Source organism: Promicromonospora alba (genome assembly GCF_042654905.1).
GTDB classification, from domain to species: Bacteria; Actinomycetota; Actinomycetes; order Actinomycetales; family Cellulomonadaceae; genus Promicromonospora; species Promicromonospora alba.
Genome location: NZ_JBHSFI010000002.1, coordinates 95,038 through 115,179, shown reverse-complemented (window position 1 = coordinate 115,179; position 20,142 = coordinate 95,038). Strand labels below are relative to the sequence as shown.

The window sequence follows — 20,142 nt, the reverse complement described above, 5'->3', positions numbered from 1 at the left end:
AGCGATGCTTGCACGCCCTTAGGCGGGGGACACAAGAGAACGCGCCGATGTCAGTGGCGAGGCATAGAATCGAACAAAGGTCCGAATGGATGACGGCCTCGGTTTACTCTTCTTGAGTAATGAGCCACAGGGGGAGGTGGGCTGGGATGTACGAGGAACTGCTCGACGACCGCATGGCCGGTGAGTACCCGGACGCGGTGGCGCCCGTCGAGATGCCGCGTGACCTGCAGGAGACGCCCTCCGCGACGCCTCCGGATCCGGGCATGGTGCCGGACTGGCCTCCAGAGGTCGTGCCGGTCGCGTTCTGGCCGGAGGACGTCCTGCGCCGAGCGCTGCAGGACGCGCCCGGTGCGCGGCTGGCGCGCGTGGTCGCTGAGGCTCTCGACGTGGACGGGAACCTGGAGATCGGTATGCCCGTCGCCGCCGACCCGGACTCGGACTCCGACTCCGACTCCGACTCCGACTCGGACTCCGACTCGGGCTCGGGCGCGGGTGCTGGTCCGGCCGGGGGCGGTGGTGCTGCAGGTGGTGCGGGCGGTGCCGTGGGTTTCAGTGTGCTGGCTGACCTGTCGGACGAGGCCCTGGCCGACGTGGTCGTCGCGTGTGGCCGGTTGCAGTCCTGGGTAGCGGGTGTGCAGGCCCGGGTCGTGGCGGAACGCGCCGCGCGGGAGTCGCACCCGCTGGCACACAGCTCGCTGGTCGGGCAGGTCACCGGCGAGCTGGTGGTCACAGCCCCGGAAGCGACGGAGGTCGTGGTGCGGGCCGAGTCCGGGACCCAGCACCCCACGGTGATTACTGCCCTGCTGAAAGGCAGGATCGATACCCGCAAGGCGCACACGTTGCTGCGTTCCGCGTCCCGGCTGACGGTCGCGGAGCGCGCTGAGGCGATCCGCCGGTTCCTGCCCCAGGCTCCGGCGCGAACGTGGAAGTGGTTGCAGGCCAGGATGCTCGCGTTCGCGAAGAACCTGCACGGCGCCTCCGTGACCGCTCAGGCCGAAGCGCAACGCCGCAGTGTGCAGGTGGACCGGGCGGAGAACGACATGGGGTGGTTGTCCGCGTACCTGCCGGCCGTGGACGCCGCAGCGGTATGGGGCGTGGTGGACGACATGGCCCACCAACTGCGCCATGTCACGGGTGAGGAGCGCACCCTGAGCCAGCTACGCGCCGACTCCCTGACCGGGATCGTCACCGGCCGGCTCCTGCCCGCCGACCGATACACCGACCCCGACACCACCGACTCCGACACCGGAACCGACACGGCGACGGCGACCGGGCCCAGGACCACTGAAGACGTAGGGAGCATTACGGATACGCAGACCGGAGCGGAGGACGGATCGACGCGGGTTTGCACCTGCGGTGGCCGCCCGCCCGTGCAGCACGTTGTCCAGGAGGTCGTGCGGCCGGTACGGATCATCCCGACCCGCCCCGTGGTCCGGGTCACGATCCCCGCCACTGCACTGCTCGGCCTGGACAACGCGCCCGGAGAGCTCGCTGGCTTTGGGCCAATCCCTGCCGAGACCGCACGAGCGATCGCGGCCGATGCGACCTGGCAACGCCTGCTGACCGACCCCGTCACCGGGGTCCTGACCGACTACTCGACCACCACCTACCAACCCGGCAAGACCTTGCGCAGCGCAGTCGAGGCCAGAGACACCACGTGCACCTTCCCCTGCTGCGACACCCCGGGCGAGCGGTGCGACCTGGACCACATCCAACCCTTCAACCACGACCACGAGAACGCCAACAGCACCAAGGGGAGTACGACCACCGGACGGGGGCAGACGAACGCGCACAACCTGCACGCCCTGTGCCGCAAGCACCACCTGCTCAAGACTCACGCCGACTGGAACATCGTCCGCGACCCGCGCACCGGGATCACGACCTGGACCACACCCACCGGCCGCATCCATACCCGGCCACCCACCGTGCTGGACACCCACATCGACCTCGACGGGATCGACCCCGACACCAGCCACGACCTGTCCCTCCGAGCCCTGACCGGGCAACGCCTACCCCGCGCCTACGCCACCACCGAGCCCGGCTCCGTTCCGAACCGACCGGACCACCCGACCGACCCGACGAGCCAGGCCCACCCAGACGAACCACCCTTCTGATCCGTAGATGCGTGCGGTCTCGACCGGCTGGGTTACGGCAGAGGTTGGTGGCGGTGACCGTACGCTCTGTGCATGGTCCCCGGGTACGAGGAGAGCTCCGCGATCCGCTTCTTGGCCGACGGGCGCATCTATGAGCCGAGGGGTCGGCGCAGCTCGACTATCCGGCCGATCCCGACCTCGTGGAAGAGACCGAGTTCATGGTCTTGCTGTTCGGGCTCAGGAGAGCTGACCTGCCGTGTGGAACGCTCATCTCCTCGGTGAACGCTGTGGCGCTGGGCTGATGACCAGAGCGTTGTGACCGGCAGCCCCAGCAATCCCGAGACCACCAGCACATCCACTGTCAGTAGTCCCCCGTACCATCCCGAGCATGGCCGATGGCGTGCTCGACTACTCCCGTCCTGGACTCTTCACCACCCTCGATGCGGCGCAGGTCCCGCTGATCGAGGGCTTGCCCGACGATCCTGTCGGGATCTGCGCCGTCGCACAGGGTCTCGTGATCCAGCCGCATGACGCCACCGCGGCAGGGATCGGCGCGGACCGGCTCACGGAGAAGGACATCCGAGCGGCGAGCGGGCTGGTCGCCGTGCTCGCGGCTCTCGACGCCTCTCCGCTGCAGCATGCCAGAGAGCCCGCGGCGCGGGTCGTCGGGACGTGCCGGCACTTCACGGTCCTCGCCTGTGCGTTCTTGCGGGCGCGGGGCATACCCGCTCGGGCGCGCTGCGGCTTCGGCACGTACTTCGTCGAGGGGCGGGGTTTCGATCACTGGATCACCGAGTACTGGGCGGCCGACGAGAACCGCTGGGTGCGCGTCGACACCGAGCTTCTCGGCAAGGGCCAGGTCGAGCGCCCTGAGGATCTCGCCCCGGGAGAATTCCTGACCGGTGGTGAGGCCTGGGAGCGGTTCCGGGCCGGCCTGATCGACGCGCAGATGTTCGGTGTCTTCGGCACGGACCATGCCTGGGGGCCGGCCGAGATCAGCGGCAACGCCGTCCGCGATCTTGGTGCGCTGCGCAACCAGGAGATGCTGCCCTGGGACGAGTGGGGCCGGATGACCGACGCCTACGAGGGCAAGACCGGTCCCGACTACGACCAGCTCATCGACACGCTGGCCGAGACCTGTGCTCAGGGCGACGCGACGGCGATCGCCCGGCTGTCGCTTCATGAGGATCTGGCGGTTCCGGAGCGTCTGTTGCGGTGAGGCGGATTGCGGTGAGGCAGGGCGCCTCTCACGGTTCGCTCGTAGCACCTGGCGTCGGACGGCTCAGGTCGGCGGCGTACCGCGCCGGGGTCACGCCGAACCGTCGTCGGAACGCGGCGATGAAGCTGCTCACCGACGTGTAGCCGACCTGGTGTGCCGCGTCCTGCACGGGGGCGCCTTCGGCGAGGTGTCGCGTCGCGGCGTGCAGGCGCGCGTGCACCCTCCAGTCGCGGAACGTGGACCCGGTGCCGTGCACGAAAGCGCGGGCCAAGGTCTTCGTGCTCACGCCGAGCTCGGAGGCCCAGGCCTCCAGCTCACGACCGTCCGCAGGGTCCTCGAGGAGTCGGGCGGCAACGGCCCGCGCACGCGGGTCGCGGGGGAGTGCCACCACGTCGCGCACCACTGCGAGGTCGCCGAGGACCTCCGCGAGCAGACGGCGGCACAGGGCCCGCCGCCGCGGCGTCGGCACGCCCTCCGTGAGGTGCAGCATCAGGGCGCCCACCAGGGGATCGGACTCGAGCGTCCGCGGTGTCGCCCAGTCGCCCTCCGGCCGCAGGAGCGGGTCGACGTAGAGACTGATGATCTCCGCACCCTCGGGGAAGACCATCTCGTGCATGGTGCCCGCCGGGATCCACATCAGGTGGTCGCGCCGCAGGTGCCAGCGTTCGCCGAGCACCTCCAGCTCGACCGAGCCCGACACCAGCCACGCGACCTGGTCCTCCTGGTGCGAGTGCCGCTCGAACTGGCTGCCCGGGCCCAGGACGTCGCGGGAGACCGTGAACATCGCCGATGTCTCCTCGACGGCATCGACAGCACCGATAGGCGCCGCATCCACCGCCGAATGTTCCACAACCGACAAGACGATGTCCTTCCAAGAGTGATCGTGTCCGCTGAGCGCCATGGTGCACCAGGTTAGGTAAGGCTAATCTGACCTCGCCCAATCCGCCATTAACGGCCGAAAGATCTCATGAACCTCAAGCCTTCGCACCGTGCCGTCGCAGCCTCCCTCACGCTGGTGCTCGCCGCTGTCCTCTCCGCGTGCACGTCCTCGGAAGCATCCACCGAGAACCCGAACTACACGACGGAGCCGAGCGACACGTTCCCGGTGACGGTCGAGCACCAGTTCGGCGAGACGACGGTCGAGGCGGAGCCGCAGCGGGTCGTCGTGGTCGGCCTCACCGAGCAGGACATCCTGCTGGAGCTGGGCGTCACCCCCGTCGCGACCACCGAGTGGTACGGCGAGCAGCCCTATGCCGTGTGGCCCTGGGCCGTCGACCTGCTCGGCGACGCCGAGCCCGAGGTGCTCTCCACCACCGACGGCTTCGAGTACGAGAAGATCGCGTCGCTGCGGCCCGACCTGATCGTCGGCACCAACGCAGGCCTCGAGCAGGAGACCTACGACAAGCTCTCCGAGATCGCGCCGACCGTCGCCAGCGTCGAGGGTTCGGAGCCGTTCTTCTCCAGCTGGCAGGAGCAGACCCGCGTCGTCGCCGCGGCGGTCGGCCGCTCCGCGGAGGGCGAGGACCTGATCGACGGTGTCGAGACCGCCTACGCCGAGGCCGCCGCCGCGCACCCCGAGTTCGCCGGCCTCACCGCGACGTTCTCGCAGGGCGCCGCCTGGGAGGGCAACCTGTGGGTCTACCCCGAGGGTCTGAACACCGACTTCCTCACCGACCTCGGGTTCACCATCACGCCGGGTCTCGAGGAGCACGCGCCCGAGGAGGGCGTGCAGGCACAGATCTCGGCGGAGAACACCGGCCTGCTGGAGGCCGACGTTGTGGTCTTCGCGACCGAGGAGCCGGACGCCATCGACGGCCTGCTCGACTTCGGCACCCTGTCGACGCTGCCCGCCGTCGAGGAGAACCGCGCCATCTACACCGACGGCGAGCTCGCCGGCGCGATCTACTTCCTGACGCCGCTCAGCCAGAAGCACGTCCTCGAGGAGCTGCTGCCCCGCCTGGAGAGCGCTGTCGCCGGCGAGGCCCCGCGCAGCACCGAGGGGTGATGAGCCGCACGCAGCAGCAGCAGCGCCGCTGGGCGGCCGGGCTCGCCCTCGTGGTGTCGGCCCTCGCCCTCGCGGCGCTGCTGAGCGTCATGGTGGGCTCCAAGCAGCTGCTCCCCGCACAGATCCTGCAGGCGCTGGTGGCGCCCACCGGGTCCGACGTCGACCGGATCGTCCTCGAGCTGCGCCTCCCGCGCACGCTCGCCGCGGTGGTCGTCGGCGCGGCCCTGGGCGTCTCGGGCGCGCTCATCCAGGCGTTCACCCGCAACCCGCTCGGCGACCCGGGCATCCTCGGCGTGAACGCCGGAGCGTCCCTCGGCGTCGCGTGCGGCATAGCGCTGTTCGGCACCGGCGTGCCCGCGCAGCATCTCGGCTTCGCCTTCGTCGGCGCCCTCGTCGCGACAGTGGTCGTGCTGTTCATCGGCGCGGCCGGCCGCAGCGCCGACCCGGTGCGCCTCACGCTCGCGGGAGTCGCGGTCGCCGCGGTGCTCTCCGGCATCACGACCGCCATCACCCTGCTGGACCCAGGCACCTTCAACCAGATGCGCGGCTGGGCGGCGGGCACGTTCGTCGAGCGCGACCTCGACGTCGTCCTCCCGGCCGTCCCGGTGGTCGGCGCCGGGCTCGTCATCGCGCTGGTCTGCGCCCGCTCCCTCAACACGCTCGGGCTCGGCGACGACCTCGCCTCGGCGCTCGGCACGCACGTCGGCCTCACCCGCGCGCTCGCGGTCACCGCCATCACCCTGCTCGCCGGCGCCGCGACCGCCGTCGCCGGCCCCATCGGCTTCGTCGGCCTCATGGTGCCGCACGTCGCCCGGTGGCTGGTCGGCCCCGACCAGCGCTGGATCCTCCCGTACTCGGCGGTGCTCGCCCCGGTCGTGCTGCTCGTGTCCGACGTCGTGGGCCGCGTCGTCCTCTGGCCCGGTGAGGTGCCCGTCGGGATCGTGACGGCATTCGTCGGCGCCCCGGTGCTCATCTGGCTGGTCCGACGGCGGACGGCGAGCACCCTGTGACCGCCATCGACTTCGGCGCCCGCGTCGCCGTCATCCGCTGGGGCGGCTTCTCCCTGCGCCTGCACGTCCGCACCGTGGTCGTGAGCGCCCTGCTCCTCGTCGCGACGCTCGCCGGGGCGCTCGTGGCGCTCTGCCTCGGCGACCTGCCGCTGACCGCCCCCGAGGTGTTCCTCGCGTTCGCCGGCCAGCAGAGCGGCATCGTCCAGACCGTCGTCCTGGAGTGGCGCGCCCCGCGCGTGCTCGCCGCCGCCGTGTTCGGCGCGGCGCTCGGCGTCTCCGGCGGGCTCTTCCAGTCGCTCACCCGCAACCCGCTCGCCAGCCCCGACATCATCGGGCTGTCGGCCGGCTCGTACACGGGCGCGCTGATCGTCATCATCGTCCTCGGCGGCGGCACGTACCTCGTCGCGGGCGGCGCGCTCGCCGGCGGCCTGATCGCGGCGGCGCTGGTCTACCTGCTCGCCTACCGGGACGGCATCCAGGGCTTCCGCCTGATCGTCGTGGGCATCGGCCTGTCGGCGATGCTGGGCGCCGTCTCGACCCTCCTCGTGCTGCGCGCCCGCCTCGAGATCGCGATGACCGCCGCCATCTGGGGTGCGGGTTCGCTCAACCGGATCGGCTGGGCCGAGGCGCTTCCGTCGGTGCTGCTCATCGCCGTCGTGCTCGTGGTCATCGGCGGGCTCGCCGCCCCCATGCGGCAGCTCGAGCTCGGCGACGACGCGGCCCGCGCGCTCGGCATCCGCGCCGAACCCGTCCGGCTCGCGCTCGTCCTGTGCGGGGTGGCGCTCACCGCCGCCGTCACCGCGTTCGCCGGACCCATCGCCTTCGTGGCGCTCTCAGCGCCCCAGATCGCCCGGCGCCTCACCGGTTCCGCCGGCACGGCGCTCGTCCCCGCGGCGCTCCTGGGCGCCCTGATCCTCGTGGTGTCCGACGTCGTCGCGCAGCACCTCCTCCCGCAGCCGCTGCCGGTCGGCATCGTCACGATCGTCGTCGGCGGCGGCTACCTCGTCTGGCTCCTCGTCCGCGAAGCACGGAAGCGACCATGAACACCGATACCAGCCAGTCCGGCGCCAACCGCCTGCACGCCGACGCGATCACGCTCGGCTACGACAAGCGGGTCATCTCGCGGGAGCTGTCCGTCGAGATCCCCGACGGCTCGTTCACGATGATCGTCGGCCCCAACGCGTGCGGGAAGTCGACGCTGCTGCGCGCGCTGTCGCGGCTGCTTCCGCCCAGCGCGGGCCAGGTGGTGCTCGACGGGCGGGCCATCTCGTCGTACCGCGCCAAGGAGGTCGCCCGGGTGCTGGGCCTGCTCCCGCAGTCGTCGCTCGCACCCGACGGCATCACCGTCGCCGACCTCGTCGCCCGCGGCCGCCACCCGCACCAGAGCATGATCCGCCAGTGGTCGCCCGCCGACGAGCAAGCGGTCCGCGCCGCGATGGAGGCGACGGGTGTCACGTCACTGTCGGGCCGCCTCGTCGACGAGCTCTCCGGCGGGCAGCGGCAGCGGGTCTGGGTGGCCATGGTGCTCGCGCAGGAGACGCCGCTCCTGCTGCTCGACGAGCCGACGACGTTCCTCGACATCGCCCACCAGATCGAGCTCATGGAGCTGCTCGCCGACCTCAACGACGAAGGGCGCACCCTCGTGACCGTGCTGCACGACCTCAACCAGGCGGCCCGCTACGGCACCCACCTCATCGCCATGCGCGACGGCGCGGTGGTCGCCCAGGGCGCGCCCGCCGAGATCGTGACCGCCGAGCTGGTCGAGGAGGTGTTCGGGCTGGCCTGCGTCGTACGGCCGGACCCGGTCACCGGCACGCCGTCGGTGACGCCCATCGGGCGCGTCCGGGACCGACGGGGTGCCCGATGAGCCGCAGCACCGGCCGGGGCCGGACCTGGCTGCAGACGCCCGCCGAGCCCGTGCGCACGCGCGAGATCCGCGTCGACGAGCGCACGACCCCCCGCCGCCTCACCCTGCGCGTCATGACCGGCGCGCGCCGGTACACGGTGCCCGCCGCGGCGCTGAGCATCACCCACCAGCTCGGCGAGGCGCTCGTCCCGGTGCTCATGGGGGTCGCCATCGAGCGGGCGGTCAGCACCGGCGACGTCGCCCAGCTCGTGCTGTGGGTCGCGCTGCTCGCTGCGGACTTCGCGCTGCTGTCGTTCTCCTGGCGGTTCGGCTCCCGCCTCGCCGAGCTCGGCACGCTGGTCGTGCAGCACCAGCTGCGCTCGATGGTGAGCGCGCACCTGCTCACCAGGGCGCCGTCGCGCGGTGCGTCGGCGGCGCCCGGGGTCGCGCTCTCGCTGGCGACGTCCGACGTGAGCCGGCTGTCGTCCGCGGTGGCGATCGGCGTGTACCCGGTGGGGCAGCTCGCCGCGGTCGTCTTCGGCGGGACGGTGCTCCTCGTCATCTCCTGGCCGCTCGGCCTCGCCGTCCTGCTCGGCGCGCCGGTGGTCCTGTGGCTCACCGACCGGACCGGCGGGTCGCTGCGCCGCCGCAGCGGCGACGAGCAGGAGGCAGCCGCCGCGGCGGCGGGCGAGGCCGCCGACCTCATGTCCGGCTACCGGGTGCTCAAGGGCGTCCACGCCGAGGTCGAGGCGGGACGCCGTTACCGGCGCGCGAGCGGCGTGGCGCTCGAGAGCACCCTGCGCGCGCGCCGGGCCGAGGGGCTCTTCGTCGGCACGATGGACCTCACCACCGGGCTGTTCGTCACGGCGATCACGGTTGCCGCGGGCATCCTCGCCGTGCGGGGTGCCATCGGGATCGTCGAGCTGGTCACGGTCGTCGGGCTCACGCAGTTCCTCCTGGAGCCGCTGCAGTCGCTCGCCCGGAACGCGGGCACACTGTGGGCGTCGGCCAACGCGTCGGCCGCGCGGCTCCTTGAGCTGCTGCGCGAGGACCCGGGACCTGCGCAGGGAGCTGGGGACGACGCCGTCGGTCCGGCGGGGCCGGTGGCCGAGAGCCTGGTCGCCGAGCTCGCCCAGGACGTGCCCGGCGGGGAGCTCGTCGCCGTGGCCGCCGACGCGCGCACCGCCCGGGCCCTGCTCGACACGATCCGCGGCGCGCGACTCGATGCGCTCGTCGTGCCGCACGAGGCGCACCTGTTCGCCGGCACGGTGCGCGAGAACGTAGCGCTCCCCGGAGCCGACGCCGACCGCGTCGCCGCCGCGCTCGACGCCGCGGGATGCGGGGAGCTCGCCGAGATCCTGCCGGACGGCTGGGACACGCCAGTGGGCGAGGGCGGCGCGTCCCTCTCCGGCGGCCAGCGCCAGCGGGTTGCGCTCGCCCGCGCGCTCGCCACGGACGCCCCGCTGCTCGTCCTGCACGATCCCACGACCGCGGTCGACGCCGTCACCGAGGCCGCGATCGCCGACGGGCTGCGCCGCGTGCGCGCGGGCCGGCGGACAGTGATCTTCACGCGGTCCCCGGTGTTGCTGCAGGTCGCGGACCGGGTGGTGACGGTCGCACCCGGGGACGGCGCCGGGACGGAACGCACGGAACACATGGAGTACGCGGCAGCGGGGGAGCACCGATGAGCACGGACCACAGCCTGCCCATCGCCGACGGGCGCACGGTGCTGTGCGAGATGTGGCGCGCCCTGGACCGCCGCGGCTGGCGGCTCGCAGGACTGGTGGTCGTCTTCGTCGCGACGGCGGCGGCCGGGGTCCTGCCGTCGCTCGCGATCGGCCGGGTGGTCGACGCCGTCACCGCCGGCGGGGAGGCACGCACCGTCTGGATCGCCGGCGCGATCATGGTCGGCTCCGTGGTGGCCGGCGCGGTGCTCGCCGCCGTCGGCATGATCGGGGCGTCGCGTCTGCTCGAGGGGATGCTCGCCCGCCTGCGCGAGGACATGGTCGCGGCCGCGCTGCGGCTGCCCCAGTCGCAGGTCGAGCGCGCCGGGACGGGCGACCTCATCTCCCGCGCGGGGGACGACGTCGCCGAGGTCGCCGAGGCGATCCCCGCCGTCGTGCCCGCGCTCACCGGCTCGTTCTTCACGATCGTGGTGACGTTCGGCGGGATGGTGGTGATCGACCCGCGCTACGCCCTGGCGCTGCTGGTCATCCTGCCCGTGCACGCGTTCGCGGTGCGCCGGTACCTGCGCGGGGCCCCGCGGCTGTACGCGGGCGAGCGCGCCGCCATGGCCCACCGCGCGCAGCACCTGCTCGACTCGCTCCGGGGGACCGAGACGGTGCGCGCCTTCGACCTGTCCGGCCGGCACCTGGTGCGGATCCGCGCGGCGTCCTGGGCGGTGGTGCGGTGGACCATGCACGCCCGCGCCGTCCAGAACGCGTTCTCGGGGCGGATCAACGCCGCCGAGCTCGCGGGCATGACGGCGCTCCTCGTCGTGGGGTTCTTCGTGGTGCGGGACGGCGGAGGCACCATCGGCGGCACGACGGCGGCCATGCTGCTGTTCCTGCGCCTGTTCAACCCCATCGGCCAGCTGCTGTTCGTGATCGACGACATGCAGTCGGCACTGGCGTCGCTCGCGCGGATCACCGGCGTCGTCGGGGCCGGGCGCGAGGCCGCCGGGGAGGACGGCTTCCCGTCGCGGCGCCGCGCCCCGGACGGCGCCGGGATCGGCCTGCGCGGCGTCGGCCACTCGTACACCGCCGACCACCCGGTCCTCGTCGACGTCGACCTCCGGGTCGCGCCGGGCGAGACGGTCGCCGTCGTCGGCGCCTCGGGTGCGGGCAAGAGCACGCTCGCGGCGCTCGCGGCGGGGGTGCACGACGCGACGTCGGGCACCGTCGAGACCCCGGACGGCGTCGTGCTCGTCACGCAGGAGGTGCACGTGTTCGACGCCAGCCTGCGCGACAACCTCACGCTCGCACGGGCGGACGCCGACGACGCCGCACTGCGGCACGCCCTCGGCGTCGCGGGCGCCGAACCGCTCCTGGACCGGCTCCCGGACGGCCTCGACACCCGCCTCGACGGTTCGGCGCTCACCCCGGCCGAGGCGCAGCAGCTCGCCCTCGCCCGGGTGCTGCTGGCCGATCCCGGCGTCGTGATCCTCGACGAGGCCACCGCCGAGGCGGGTTCGAGCGACGCGGGCCGGCTCGAGCGTGCGGCCCAGGCGGTGATCGACGGGCGCACCGCCCTCGTCGTCGCGCACCGGCTGAGCCAGGCCGCCGCGGCGGACCGGGTAGTGGTGATGGACCGTGGCCGCATCGCGGAGGAGGGCACGCACGCGGAGCTCCTGGCCTCGGGCGGCAGCTACGCCCGGCTGTGGCAGGCCTGGCGCCGGCACCGGGACTGACTGGGTGCGGGTGGGGTAGGGGCAGGTGCTGAGTTCGGTCCTTTGCTGGTGCTGCCGTGCTGAATTCGGTCGGTTGCTGGTGCTGCAGTGTTGACTTCGGTCCTTCGCTGGCCCGGCCGCGCGACTTCGGTCCGTTGCTCTGAGATCGGTCAATCAACCGACCGATCTCAGAGCAACGGACCGAAGTCGCGATACGCCGGATGCGAAGGACCGAAGTCGCCCGCGCCGAAGTCGCCGCGCTCAAGTCGCCCGCGCTCAAGTCGCCCGCGCTCAAGTTGCCCGCCGTCGAGGTCGGCACCTTGCTGGCGCTCTTCGCCGAAGTCGGCAGTTGGCATCGAGGTCGACACAGCGCTGGACCGATCTCGATGCCGACTGCCGACGGCCGACCTCGATCCTGCGTGCCGATCTCGAGGTCACGTGATCGGCTTCGCCGCCGACAGCGCCAACCGACTGAGCTCAGCGACGGCCGTCGACGGCGCGCGCCACCCACCACCCGGCGACGTAGAGCAGCGCCGCGGCGATGAGTGCGGCGCCCGCGCCGGTCGCGACGTCGGAGAGCACGCCCTCGACCACGTCCCGCGCCCCGAGCCCGGAGCCGCCGCCCCACCACTCGAGGGTGCCGGCCACCGCGCCGACCGCGGCGACGCCGGCGACGATCACGAGGAGCCGCAAGACCCTCCGCCGTCCGTCCGTCGTCGCGGGCCGCAGCCGGGCGCGGCGGCGCCACAGGTACACCGCGATGATCACCAGCCCGCCGATCGTGCTGACGTGCTGCAGCGCCCTGGCCCACGTGAGGTCGCCGGCGAGCTGCGTGCTCAGGAACGGCACGTTCATGACGACCCAGCCGTCGCTGTGCGTGAACGAGTCCCACACCAGGTGCGTCGCGATGCCGATCAGCAGGGAGAGCAGCACCCAGCCGGCGCGGCGGAGCAGCGCGCCTGCGCCACCGTCGCGCTCCGGCGGACGCGGGCCGGCGGGCGCGGGCAGCAGGCTGCCGACCGGGCGGCGGGCCACCAGGAACAGACCCCAGAGCGCCACCGCGTACGGCAGGCTGACGGTCAGGGCGCCGAGCAGGGTGTGCGACGTCGTGGCGTTCATGTACGGCTCGTACCAGGACTGGGCGCCCACCGGGACGGGCGTGCTGCGCGCGAAGTACGGCAGGTCGGGAGCCAGGGCCCCGGCGACCAGCGCCGCGGCGCTGAAGGGGCGCCGAAGGAGCGGCAGCACGGCGGCGGGATGCGAGAGCGTGAACGGCAACGGTCGTCCTTCGGAGCTGGGGCGGGGCGCGGTGGTGCCTGCCGGACAGTACCGTCAAACGCTGGGCGGGGCCGCCGCGACGGCGGACGGTACCGGATCTGCGCAGGTACGGTGTCGTCGGACCGTAAGGTTCACCCGTGCGCGTACTCCTGGTTGAAGACGACGAACCGGTGGCCCAGTCGCTCCGGCGCGGGCTGCTGCGGTACGGCTTCACCGTGGACTGGGTGCCGACGGGTCGGGAGGCGCTGACGGCGGTGCGCGAGCTGTCCGACGGCGAACCGTCCGGCGGCGAATCCTACGACGTCGTGCTCCTCGATCTCGGGCTGCCAGACGTCGAGGGCCTCGACGTCTGCCGGGCGCTGCGCGAGCGGAGTGCCGTGCCGATCATCGTGATCAGCGCGCGCAGCGACGAGGCCGACCGGGTGGTCGGCCTCGAGCTCGGCGCGGACGACTACGTCACCAAGCCCTTCGGGATGCGCGAGGTCATCGCCCGGATCAGGGCGGTCATGCGCCGCGCCCGGCCGGCGGCCGTGCCGAGCGGCCCGGACCGGTATGGTCCCCGGCTGACCATCGACCGCCGCGCGGGCCGGGTGCACCTGGACGGCAGCCCGGTGGCGCTGACGCCCAAGGAGTACGACCTGCTCGGCTTCCTCACCGAGGAGCCGGGTGCGCTGATGTCGCGCGAGCAGATCATGGAAGCGGTCTGGGACGCCCACTGGTTCGGCCCGACCAAGACGCTCGACGTCCACGTGGCCGCGCTACGGCGCAAGCTCGCCGGAGCGGTCACCATCGAGGCGGTACGCGGCGTCGGATTCCGGCTGGAGATCCTGGACGCGCCGGCGCTGCCCGCATGATCCGGCGGCTGATCGTCAGCTACGTGCTGCTCGTCGCGGTCGCCCTCGCCGCGTTCACGGTCCCGGTGGCCGTGACGCTCACGGGCCAGCTGCGCGGCGACACCGACGCCTCCGTGCGGCGGGAGGCGACGACCATGGCGCTGCTCCTCGGGGGCGGGGACGCCGCCTCGCACGAGGCGCTGATGCAGATGGCCGGTGCGTACTCCTTCGAGACGGGCAGCACGGTCCAAGCCGTGAACGCCAACGGCACCAGGGTGCCGGGCCTGCCCCGGCTCGAACAGGACGCGGCTGTCGAGCGGGCCTTGCGCGGGGGAGAGCTGACCACGGACTGGGGATCCTCCTGGTTCTGGGGACCTCACCTGGTGATCACGGTCCCGGCCTGCGAGCTGCCCGCCGACGCAGGAGCCGGAACGGGGGTTGATTCAGCGGGAGAAGGCGAGCTGGACGACCGGGTTGTGGGCGCCGTTCGAGTCAGCTTCCCGACCCAGGAGCTCACCGACCGGTTCTGGAATATCTGGGGCTTCCGCGCGATCCTCGCCGTGGGGGTACTGGTGATCGCGGCGGGCCTCGGTTATCTGGCCGCCCGCTGGCTCACCCGTCCTCTGCGCCAGCTCAACGCCATGGCGAGCCGGTTCAGCGACGGCGACCTCACCGCGCGTTCCCCGGTCACCGGGCCGCACGAGACGCAGACCCTTGCCCGCACCCTCAACCAGGGCGCCGAACGCCTCGACACGCTGATCGCAGCGCAGCGGGTCTTCGTCGCCGACGCGTCGCACCAGCTGCGTACGCCGCTCACCGCCCTGCGCCTGTCCCTGGACAACATCGCGGACGGCGTCGACGACCCGTACGTGACGGAGGACGTCGAACAGGCCACCGCCGAGGTGGTGCGGATGAGTCGCCTCGTCAACGGGCTGCTGGTGCTGGCCCGCGCCGAGGCGCAGGCGACCGTCGCCGAGCCGCTGCCGCTGCGCGACATCCTGGAGGAACGCCTGACTCTCTGGCAGCCGGCCGCCGACGAGCGTGGGGTCACGATCACGCTGGCCGGGCCGATGCTGGCCGGCCCGGCGGACGACCGTCTCGAGGTGCTGGCCAGCCCGGGTCACCTCGACCAGGTGCTGGACAACGTGCTGTCCAACGCCCTGGAGGTGTCTCCGGACGGCGGCACGATCACCGTTCGCGCGACGTGGGCCGAGCCGCACCACGACGAGGTGGTGCTGGAGATCCTCGACCAGGGCCCCGGCATGTCCGACGCCGACAAGGCCCGCGCCTTCGACAGGTTCTGGCGAGGGCACGGGCTCACCGGTCGGTCCGGCTCGGGCCTCGGGCTCGCCATCGTCAAGCAGCTGGTGACCGACGACGGCGGCGCGGTGACGCTACGGGACGCGCCGGCCCCTGGCGGGCTCGGCGTCCGGATCAGTCTCCGGCCGGCATCGCCGAGGAGTGGTGGTTGACGATCAGCCAGTCGCCGTCGATCTTCTCGTACACGTAGGTGTAGCGGGCCTCGACGTCGCGCACCTCGCCGGTCTCGGGGTCGGTGAGCGTGAACACGTAGGTGCCGGCGTCGACGGCAGTGTTCCTGTCGAGCACGGTGATGATGGTCTCGGTCTTCTCGCCGACCGGGTCGTTCTCCTGGAAGTGCTCGAAGTAGTCGACGATCCCGGCGCGGTCGGTCCGGACCTGCTTGGACACCGTGGGCAGCAGCACGCCGTCGGGCGCGTAGCGGTCGGCCACCACCTCGGCGTCGCCCGTGCCCAGCGCGGCGTTCCACTCGTCGAACAGGGCGGCGATCTCCTGCTCGGTGGGCGCCTTGCCGGTCTTCTTGCCTGACTGGCTCGCGGCCTCCCGGTTGTCGGCCGTCGCGATGCCCGTGATGCCCACGGTGGCGGCGGCAGCGAGGACTGCGGTGACCGCGACGAGGCCGACCGTCTTGCGCAGCCGGCGGGGCTTCTTGACCGATGAGTTCATCACAGCTCCAGTGCTTCGAAGTCGTGACCCCTGATGCCTGAGGATCCAGGCGGTGGGCCGCTCCCGGGGTTCGATCGGGAGTGGTCCCAGCCTCGCGATGTGCCGGGAAGGGGCTGTGCAGCGCGGAGCCAGCGCTCGTACAGCATTCAGGAAAGAATGGTCAGGAAAGACTTCCGGCGAGCTCGGCCACGGCGTCCGCGACCACGTCCACCTCGTCCTCGGTGTTGTAGTAGTGCGGCGACAGGCGCAGGCACCAGTCGACGTCCTTGTCCCCGAAGTCGAACTGCGCGAACTCCCGGAAGCTGAGCGCCGAGTTGATCCGACGACCGTCCATGGCGGCCTTGAACGCCTGCGGCTGCCAGCCCGCGATCTCGAAGGTGACGAGCGCGGCCGGGTTCGGGCCGCGGTCGAGCACGCGGACCCCGGGGATCGGTGCGAGCCCGTCGCGCAGCCTGGCGGCGAGCGCGGGCGTCCGCCGTGCGATGGCCTCGATGCCGACGTCGCGGGCGTACCGGACGGCGGCGGCGCTGCCGAGCACCGTCGCGTAGGGAAACTCCCACTCCTCGAACCGGGCCGCCGTCGCCGCGGGCTCGTAGGCGTCCGGTGCGGTCCAGCGCGCGCCGTGCATGTCGATGAAGAGCGGTTCGTGGCCCGCGCGCAGCACACGGTCGGACACGTAGAGGAACCCGGAGCCGCGCGGGCCACGCAGGAACTTGCGGCAGGTGGCGGTCAGCAGGTCGCAGCCGATCTCCTCGACGTCGATGACGAGCTGGCCGACCGACTGGCAGGCGTCGACCAGGTAGAGGAGGTCGAGCTCGCGGCAGAGGCGACCGATCTCGGCGACGGGGGAGACGAGCCCCGAGTTGGTGGGGACGTGGGTGACGGAGACGAGCCGGGGGCGGTGGATCCGCATCAGCGCGGCCATCGCGTCGACGTCGACCACGCCCTCCGGGGTGTTGGGCGCGTGCACGATGCGCACGCCGAACCGCTTGCGCAGGGAGAGGAAGGCGATCTGGTTGGAGATGAAGTCGTCGCGGGTCGTGAGGATGACGTCGCCGGCCTCGAACGGGATCGAGGACAGGGCCGTGGCGTAGGCGTGGGTGGCGCTGCCCGCGAACGCGATGTTGTCGGGTGAGGTGTTGACGAGGGCGGCGATCTCGGTGTAGAAGCCGCGGACCTCGGCGGCCCGGGCGGCCGAGGCCTCGTAGCCGCCGATCTGGGCCTCGAGGTTGAGGTGGTCGACCATCACCGCCGTCACGGGCCTCGCCATCAGGCCGCAGCCCGCGTTGTTGAAGTGGATGACCCGGTCGGTCCCCGGGGTGTCGGCTCGGAGGGTGGCGACGTCGAGCTGAAGTGCTTCTCGCGCTGACCCGGTAGCGCTATTCTTGGCGTTCATGAATGACAGTAGCACTTCTGCGGATCTGGCCGACAGCCTCCGCGGGCTGGTCGCCGGGCTCGCCGTCGGCGACCGGCTGCCCAGCAGCCGGGAGCTGATCAACCAGTACCGGGTCGGGCCCGCGACGGTGGCGCGCGCGATCGCCGCGCTGGCCGCCGAGGGTGCGGTGGTGACCCGCCCCGGCAGCGGGACGTACGTGGCGTGCGGTCCGGGCAGCGGCGACGAGGGGGACGCCGCCGCCGCCGACACCGACTGGCAGACCGTCGCCCTCACGGACCGCACGGTCGACACCCACCTCATCGGAGACCCGCTCGGTCCCGTACCGGCCGGGACCATCTCCCTCGACGGCGGCTACATCCACCGTTCGCTCCAGCCCACCCGGGCGCTGAGCGCCGCGCTCGCGCGGGCAGCGCGCCGCCCCGACGCCTGGGACCGCGCCCCGGCCGGCGGCCTGACGGCGCTGCGCACCGTGCTCGCCCGGCTGGTCGGCGGCACCGTCACGGCCGACGACGTGCTGGTCACCGCCGGCGGGCAGAGCGCCCTGTCCATAGCCTTCCGGGCCATCGCCGCGCCCGGCAGCCCCGTCCTGGTCGAGTCGCCCACCTATCCTCGCGCCCTCGCGGCAGCCCGCGCCGCGGGGCTGCGCCCGGTCCCCGTGCCGCTCGACGCCGCCGGCCTGCGGCCGGACCTGCTGGCCGACGCGTTCGCGATGACCGGCGCGCGCCTGCTGTACTGCCAGCCGACCTTCCAGAACCCGACGGGCACCGTGCTGGCACCCGAGCGGCGCCGTCAGATCCTCGACATCGCGCGCGCGTCCGGCGCGTTCGTGCTCGAGGACGACTTTGCACGGCACCTCGGGCACGGCAGCCCCGTGCCCCGGCCCCTGGTCGCCGACGACCGCGACGGCACCGTCGTCCACGTCACCTCGCTCACCAAACCGGGCGCACCGAGCCTACGGATCGGCGCGCTCGTGGCCCGCGGGCCGGTCATGGAGCGCATGCGGGCGGTCCGCCTGGTCGACGACTTCTTCGTCACCCGCCCGCTCCAGGAGGCCGCGCTGGAGATCCTGAGCTCACCGTCCTGGGACCGGCACGTCCGCTCGCTCGGCACGGCGCTGCGGGCGCGGTGCGCGGTCCTGGCCGACGCCGTCCTGCTCGACGTCCCCGGCGCGACCCTGACCGGGCTGCCCACCGGCGGGCTGCACCTCTGGGTCCGCCTGCCGCCCGGCGTGGACGACGGCGCCCTCGCCCGTGCCGCACGACAGCACGGCGTCGCGGTCAGCGCCGGCAGCCGCTACTTCGCCGCCGAACCGACAGCGGCCCACCTGCGCATCGGGTTCGCTGCAGCGGCCGACCACGCGGAGCTGACCGAGGGGGCGCGTCGGCTGGGGACGGCGCTCGCGGACCTCTAGCGAGGGCGACCTCCACCCATCGCTTCGGCGCTGGCTCACGGCCCCAGACTTTAGTCGCCGAAGTAGAGCGCCTGTCCGGACAGGCGCTCTACCTCGCCGACAAGTAGACGGCGAGGTAGAGCGTGCGTCCGGACAGGCGCTCTACTTCGGCCGTCAGGAGCCTGGGGGCGTCAGATCGGTCTTGCAGTTCGGCACCCTCGGCTCAGCGCCGGGTGTAGATGACGCCGACCTTGTCGAGCTCGTCGCCCGCGCGGCCGTGGAAGCCCGCGATCTGCCAGCCGGACGGGGCGGTGTACGTGGTGCAGTCGCTGTTCGAGGTGCCGCCCGCCAGGGTCCGGCCGGTGCTCGTCGTGAAGCGGGCGTAGGCGATCCGGGTGTGGTCCTCGTGCTTCACCTGGCACAGGTGCAGGCTCACCGGGTACTCGCCGGAGGCGAGGGCCAGCGTCCCGAGGGTGCCCCCGCTACCCCCGTGCTCGACACGGGTCCCACCGGCGAGCGTCAGGCCGATCTGGTCCACCCTGGACGCGCCGCGCACGCGCAGCTCGGTGGGCCGCGAGCTGGCGGTGAGGTCGTCGACGTCGGTGAAGAAGGTGCCGTGCGGGCCGCCGAACTGGTCGCTCATCCGGAAGCCGGGGCTGAGGGACCAGTTGAGCTCGACCGCGATGGGGTAGTGGTCCGACAGGTTCTTGCCCGCGCCGTCGCGGAAGGCGGCGTGGTCGTTGCGGTACTCGACCGCGTCGAGGGCCACGTGGTTTCCGCCGCGGTAGAGGACCTTGTCGACGACCTCGCACGTCTCGTCCACCGTCGCGTCGTCGCACACGAGCGCGGGTGCACCCTTGTCGGGGGCGTCGCCGCCGCGGACGAGGTCGACCCACGGGTCGGTCAGGCCGTTCGCGGACGCGAGCTCGGCGATCGTGTCGTCGGCGCGGGTGTAGCGGGTGTTGGTGTCGCCGTAGACGATCACGGCGTTCCCCGCCGAGCGGGACCGGATGAACGTGGTGAGCTGCGCGAGGTTCGCGCGCCGGGCGGCCAGGTCGCCTGGCTCGACGCCGGCGTCGGTGTGCAGGTTGTACAGGTCCACCCACACGCCCTCGGCGAGGCGGGCCCGCATGAAGGTGAAGCCCTTCGGCGTCAGGCAGTCGCCTGATCCCGACGAGCAGTCGGCCCAGGCGACGCGCTCGAAGTCCTCGAACGGGAGGTCCGAGAGCGTGTTGAGACCGCTGCCGAACGGGACGCCGCCGCTCGTCGGCGTCCGATGAGGATGACGGTCCGCCGCGTAGAGCGCGGCGTGGTAGTTGAAGTCCTCCTGGACCTGGACGACGTCGTAGGGGGCCAGGCGCGAGCCGATGATCGGGGTGTTGGTCTCCGGGTCGCCGTCGCCGATCCCGAGGGGGAGCCCGGCGATGTTGTAGCTGAGGATCGAGAACGACCCGCTCGTGACGGCCGACGGCGATGCCGGTCCGGATGCCGACGCTGACGCCGGGGCGGCGAGCCCGATCGCGGCGACGAGCGGGACGATCGTGGCCAGGGCGGCCGTGGCCAGTGCGGGTCTGGCGAATGCCTTACGTGTCCGCATACCGTGCTCCAGTCGTCGAGGGTGCCAGGGTGAAACCCGGCAGATTCGTACAGCCTGGCCGATATGCATGACTTCGTCACTACTTGCGGCTTACGCCACCA

The 20,142-nt window shown here is 72.4% G+C and carries 17 protein-coding genes; 11 read left to right on the top strand and 6 right to left on the bottom strand.

Going from position 1 to position 20,142, the window contains the following annotated elements; genetic code table 11:
• The first annotated feature begins 146 nt into the window (after positions 1–146).
• Both ACFO6V_RS03650 and ACFO6V_RS03645 read left to right on the top strand, forming a co-directional pair.
• The gene (locus ACFO6V_RS03650) at positions 147–2,114 is read left to right on the top strand and encodes an HNH endonuclease signature motif containing protein (RefSeq protein WP_377132334.1); all 1,968 of its coding nucleotides are present in this window, start codon (positions 147–149) and stop codon (positions 2,112–2,114) included.
• Positions 2,115–2,481: 367 nt separating this feature from the next.
• Entirely contained in the window at positions 2,482–3,312 is an 831-nt protein-coding gene (locus ACFO6V_RS03645; protein ID WP_377132332.1) for a transglutaminase-like domain-containing protein, read from the top strand.
• A gap of 28 nt (positions 3,313–3,340) precedes the next feature.
• Here the strand turns inward: ACFO6V_RS03645 and ACFO6V_RS03640 are convergent, their stop codons facing one another.
• Positions 3,341–4,147 (bottom strand): helix-turn-helix domain-containing protein, encoded by an 807-nt coding sequence (locus ACFO6V_RS03640; RefSeq protein WP_377132330.1) that lies wholly within the window; start codon positions 4,145–4,147, stop codon positions 3,341–3,343.
• Between the two features lie 132 nt (positions 4,148–4,279).
• On the opposite strand from ACFO6V_RS03640, the gene ACFO6V_RS03635 reads away from it, so the two are divergent.
• The 6 genes from ACFO6V_RS03635 to ACFO6V_RS03610 are packed head-to-tail and all read left to right on the top strand — an operon-like array spanning position 4,280 to position 11,582.
• Entirely contained in the window at positions 4,280–5,317 is a 1,038-nt protein-coding gene (locus ACFO6V_RS03635) for an ABC transporter substrate-binding protein (RefSeq protein WP_377132328.1), read from the top strand.
• Positions 5,317–6,327 (top strand): FecCD family ABC transporter permease, encoded by a 1,011-nt coding sequence (locus ACFO6V_RS03630; RefSeq protein ID WP_377132326.1) that lies wholly within the window; start codon positions 5,317–5,319, stop codon positions 6,325–6,327. The genes ACFO6V_RS03635 and ACFO6V_RS03630 overlap by 1 nt, the downstream gene beginning before the upstream one ends.
• Positions 6,324–7,370 carry a FecCD family ABC transporter permease gene (locus tag ACFO6V_RS03625; protein ID WP_377132324.1) on the top strand — a complete coding sequence of 349 codons (1,047 nt, stop codon included), beginning with the start codon at positions 6,324–6,326 and terminating at the stop codon, positions 7,368–7,370. Before ACFO6V_RS03630 ends, ACFO6V_RS03625 begins: the two co-directional genes overlap by 4 nt.
• Entirely contained in the window at positions 7,367–8,194 is an 828-nt protein-coding gene (locus tag ACFO6V_RS03620) for an ABC transporter ATP-binding protein (RefSeq protein WP_377132322.1), read from the top strand. The genes ACFO6V_RS03625 and ACFO6V_RS03620 overlap by 4 nt, the downstream gene beginning before the upstream one ends.
• A complete protein-coding gene (locus ACFO6V_RS03615; RefSeq protein ID WP_377132320.1) occupies positions 8,191–9,861 on the top strand; it encodes an ABC transporter ATP-binding protein in 1,671 nt (556 codons plus the stop codon). Before ACFO6V_RS03620 ends, ACFO6V_RS03615 begins: the two co-directional genes overlap by 4 nt.
• Positions 9,858–11,582: an ABC transporter ATP-binding protein gene (locus ACFO6V_RS03610; protein ID WP_377132318.1), complete on the top strand. Its 1,725-nt coding sequence runs from the start codon at positions 9,858–9,860 to the stop codon at positions 11,580–11,582. The genes ACFO6V_RS03615 and ACFO6V_RS03610 overlap by 4 nt, the downstream gene beginning before the upstream one ends.
• 167 nt (positions 11,583–11,749) lie before the next feature.
• Here ACFO6V_RS03610 and ACFO6V_RS03605 read toward each other — a convergent pair whose 3' ends face one another.
• Together ACFO6V_RS03605 and ACFO6V_RS03600 are read right to left on the bottom strand one after the other, a co-directional pair.
• Complete coding sequence (locus tag ACFO6V_RS03605; RefSeq protein WP_377132316.1) at positions 11,750–11,929, bottom strand: hypothetical protein; 180 nt, start codon at positions 11,927–11,929, stop codon at positions 11,750–11,752.
• 109 nt (positions 11,930–12,038) lie between these two features.
• Entirely contained in the window at positions 12,039–12,839 is an 801-nt protein-coding gene (locus tag ACFO6V_RS03600) for a DUF4184 family protein (protein ID WP_377132314.1), read from the bottom strand.
• A 137-nt stretch (positions 12,840–12,976) separates the two neighbouring features.
• Here ACFO6V_RS03600 and ACFO6V_RS03595 point away from each other — a divergent pair, with 137 nt between their 5' ends.
• Positions 12,977–13,693, top strand: coding sequence for a response regulator transcription factor (locus tag ACFO6V_RS03595; protein WP_377132312.1), 717 nt, complete (start codon positions 12,977–12,979; stop codon positions 13,691–13,693).
• Positions 13,690–15,144 carry a sensor histidine kinase gene (locus ACFO6V_RS03590; RefSeq protein ID WP_377132310.1) on the top strand — a complete coding sequence of 485 codons (1,455 nt, stop codon included), beginning with the start codon at positions 13,690–13,692 and terminating at the stop codon, positions 15,142–15,144. Before ACFO6V_RS03595 ends, ACFO6V_RS03590 begins: the two co-directional genes overlap by 4 nt.
• Here the strand turns inward: ACFO6V_RS03590 and ACFO6V_RS03585 are convergent.
• Positions 15,107–15,658 carry an SgcJ/EcaC family oxidoreductase gene (locus ACFO6V_RS03585; RefSeq protein ID WP_377132308.1) on the bottom strand — a complete coding sequence of 184 codons (552 nt, stop codon included), beginning with the start codon at positions 15,656–15,658 and terminating at the stop codon, positions 15,107–15,109. The two genes, ACFO6V_RS03590 and ACFO6V_RS03585, sit on opposite strands and share 38 nt — an antisense overlap.
• 160 nt (positions 15,659–15,818) lie before the next feature.
• Entirely contained in the window at positions 15,819–17,054 is a 1,236-nt protein-coding gene (locus tag ACFO6V_RS03580; RefSeq protein ID WP_377132306.1) for an aminotransferase class V-fold PLP-dependent enzyme, read from the bottom strand.
• Between ACFO6V_RS03580 and ACFO6V_RS03575 the strand changes: the two genes are divergently transcribed.
• On the top strand, positions 17,053–18,465 hold the full coding sequence (locus ACFO6V_RS03575; protein WP_377132304.1) for an aminotransferase-like domain-containing protein: 1,413 nt from the start codon (positions 17,053–17,055) through the stop codon (positions 18,463–18,465). The genes ACFO6V_RS03580 and ACFO6V_RS03575 overlap by 2 nt on opposite strands.
• Before the next feature lie 202 nt (positions 18,466–18,667).
• On the opposite strand, the gene ACFO6V_RS03570 is transcribed toward ACFO6V_RS03575, so the two are convergent.
• Complete coding sequence (locus ACFO6V_RS03570; protein ID WP_377132302.1) at positions 18,668–20,041, bottom strand: jacalin-like lectin; 1,374 nt, start codon at positions 20,039–20,041, stop codon at positions 18,668–18,670.
• Positions 20,042–20,142: the final 101 nt, after the last annotated feature.

Coding starts and splice junctions, on each gene's coding strand:
- ACFO6V_RS03650 (WP_377132334.1), top strand. CDS start 147: ATGTACGAGGAACTGCTCGACGACCGCATGGCCGGTGAGTACCCGGAC.
- ACFO6V_RS03645 (WP_377132332.1), top strand. CDS start 2,482: ATGGCCGATGGCGTGCTCGACTACTCCCGTCCTGGACTCTTCACCACC.
- ACFO6V_RS03635 (WP_377132328.1), top strand. CDS start 4,280: ATGAACCTCAAGCCTTCGCACCGTGCCGTCGCAGCCTCCCTCACGCTG.
- ACFO6V_RS03630 (WP_377132326.1), top strand. CDS start 5,317: ATGAGCCGCACGCAGCAGCAGCAGCGCCGCTGGGCGGCCGGGCTCGCC.
- ACFO6V_RS03620 (WP_377132322.1), top strand. CDS start 7,367: ATGAACACCGATACCAGCCAGTCCGGCGCCAACCGCCTGCACGCCGAC.
- ACFO6V_RS03615 (WP_377132320.1), top strand. CDS start 8,191: ATGAGCCGCAGCACCGGCCGGGGCCGGACCTGGCTGCAGACGCCCGCC.
- ACFO6V_RS03610 (WP_377132318.1), top strand. CDS start 9,858: ATGAGCACGGACCACAGCCTGCCCATCGCCGACGGGCGCACGGTGCTG.
- ACFO6V_RS03590 (WP_377132310.1), top strand. CDS start 13,690: ATGATCCGGCGGCTGATCGTCAGCTACGTGCTGCTCGTCGCGGTCGCC.
- ACFO6V_RS03585 (WP_377132308.1), bottom strand. CDS start 15,658: ATGAACTCATCGGTCAAGAAGCCCCGCCGGCTGCGCAAGACGGTCGGC.
- ACFO6V_RS03575 (WP_377132304.1), top strand. CDS start 17,053: ATGAATGACAGTAGCACTTCTGCGGATCTGGCCGACAGCCTCCGCGGG.
- ACFO6V_RS03580 (WP_377132306.1), bottom strand. CDS start 17,054: ATGAACGCCAAGAATAGCGCTACCGGGTCAGCGCGAGAAGCACTTCAG.
- ACFO6V_RS03570 (WP_377132302.1), bottom strand. CDS start 20,041: ATGCGGACACGTAAGGCATTCGCCAGACCCGCACTGGCCACGGCCGCC.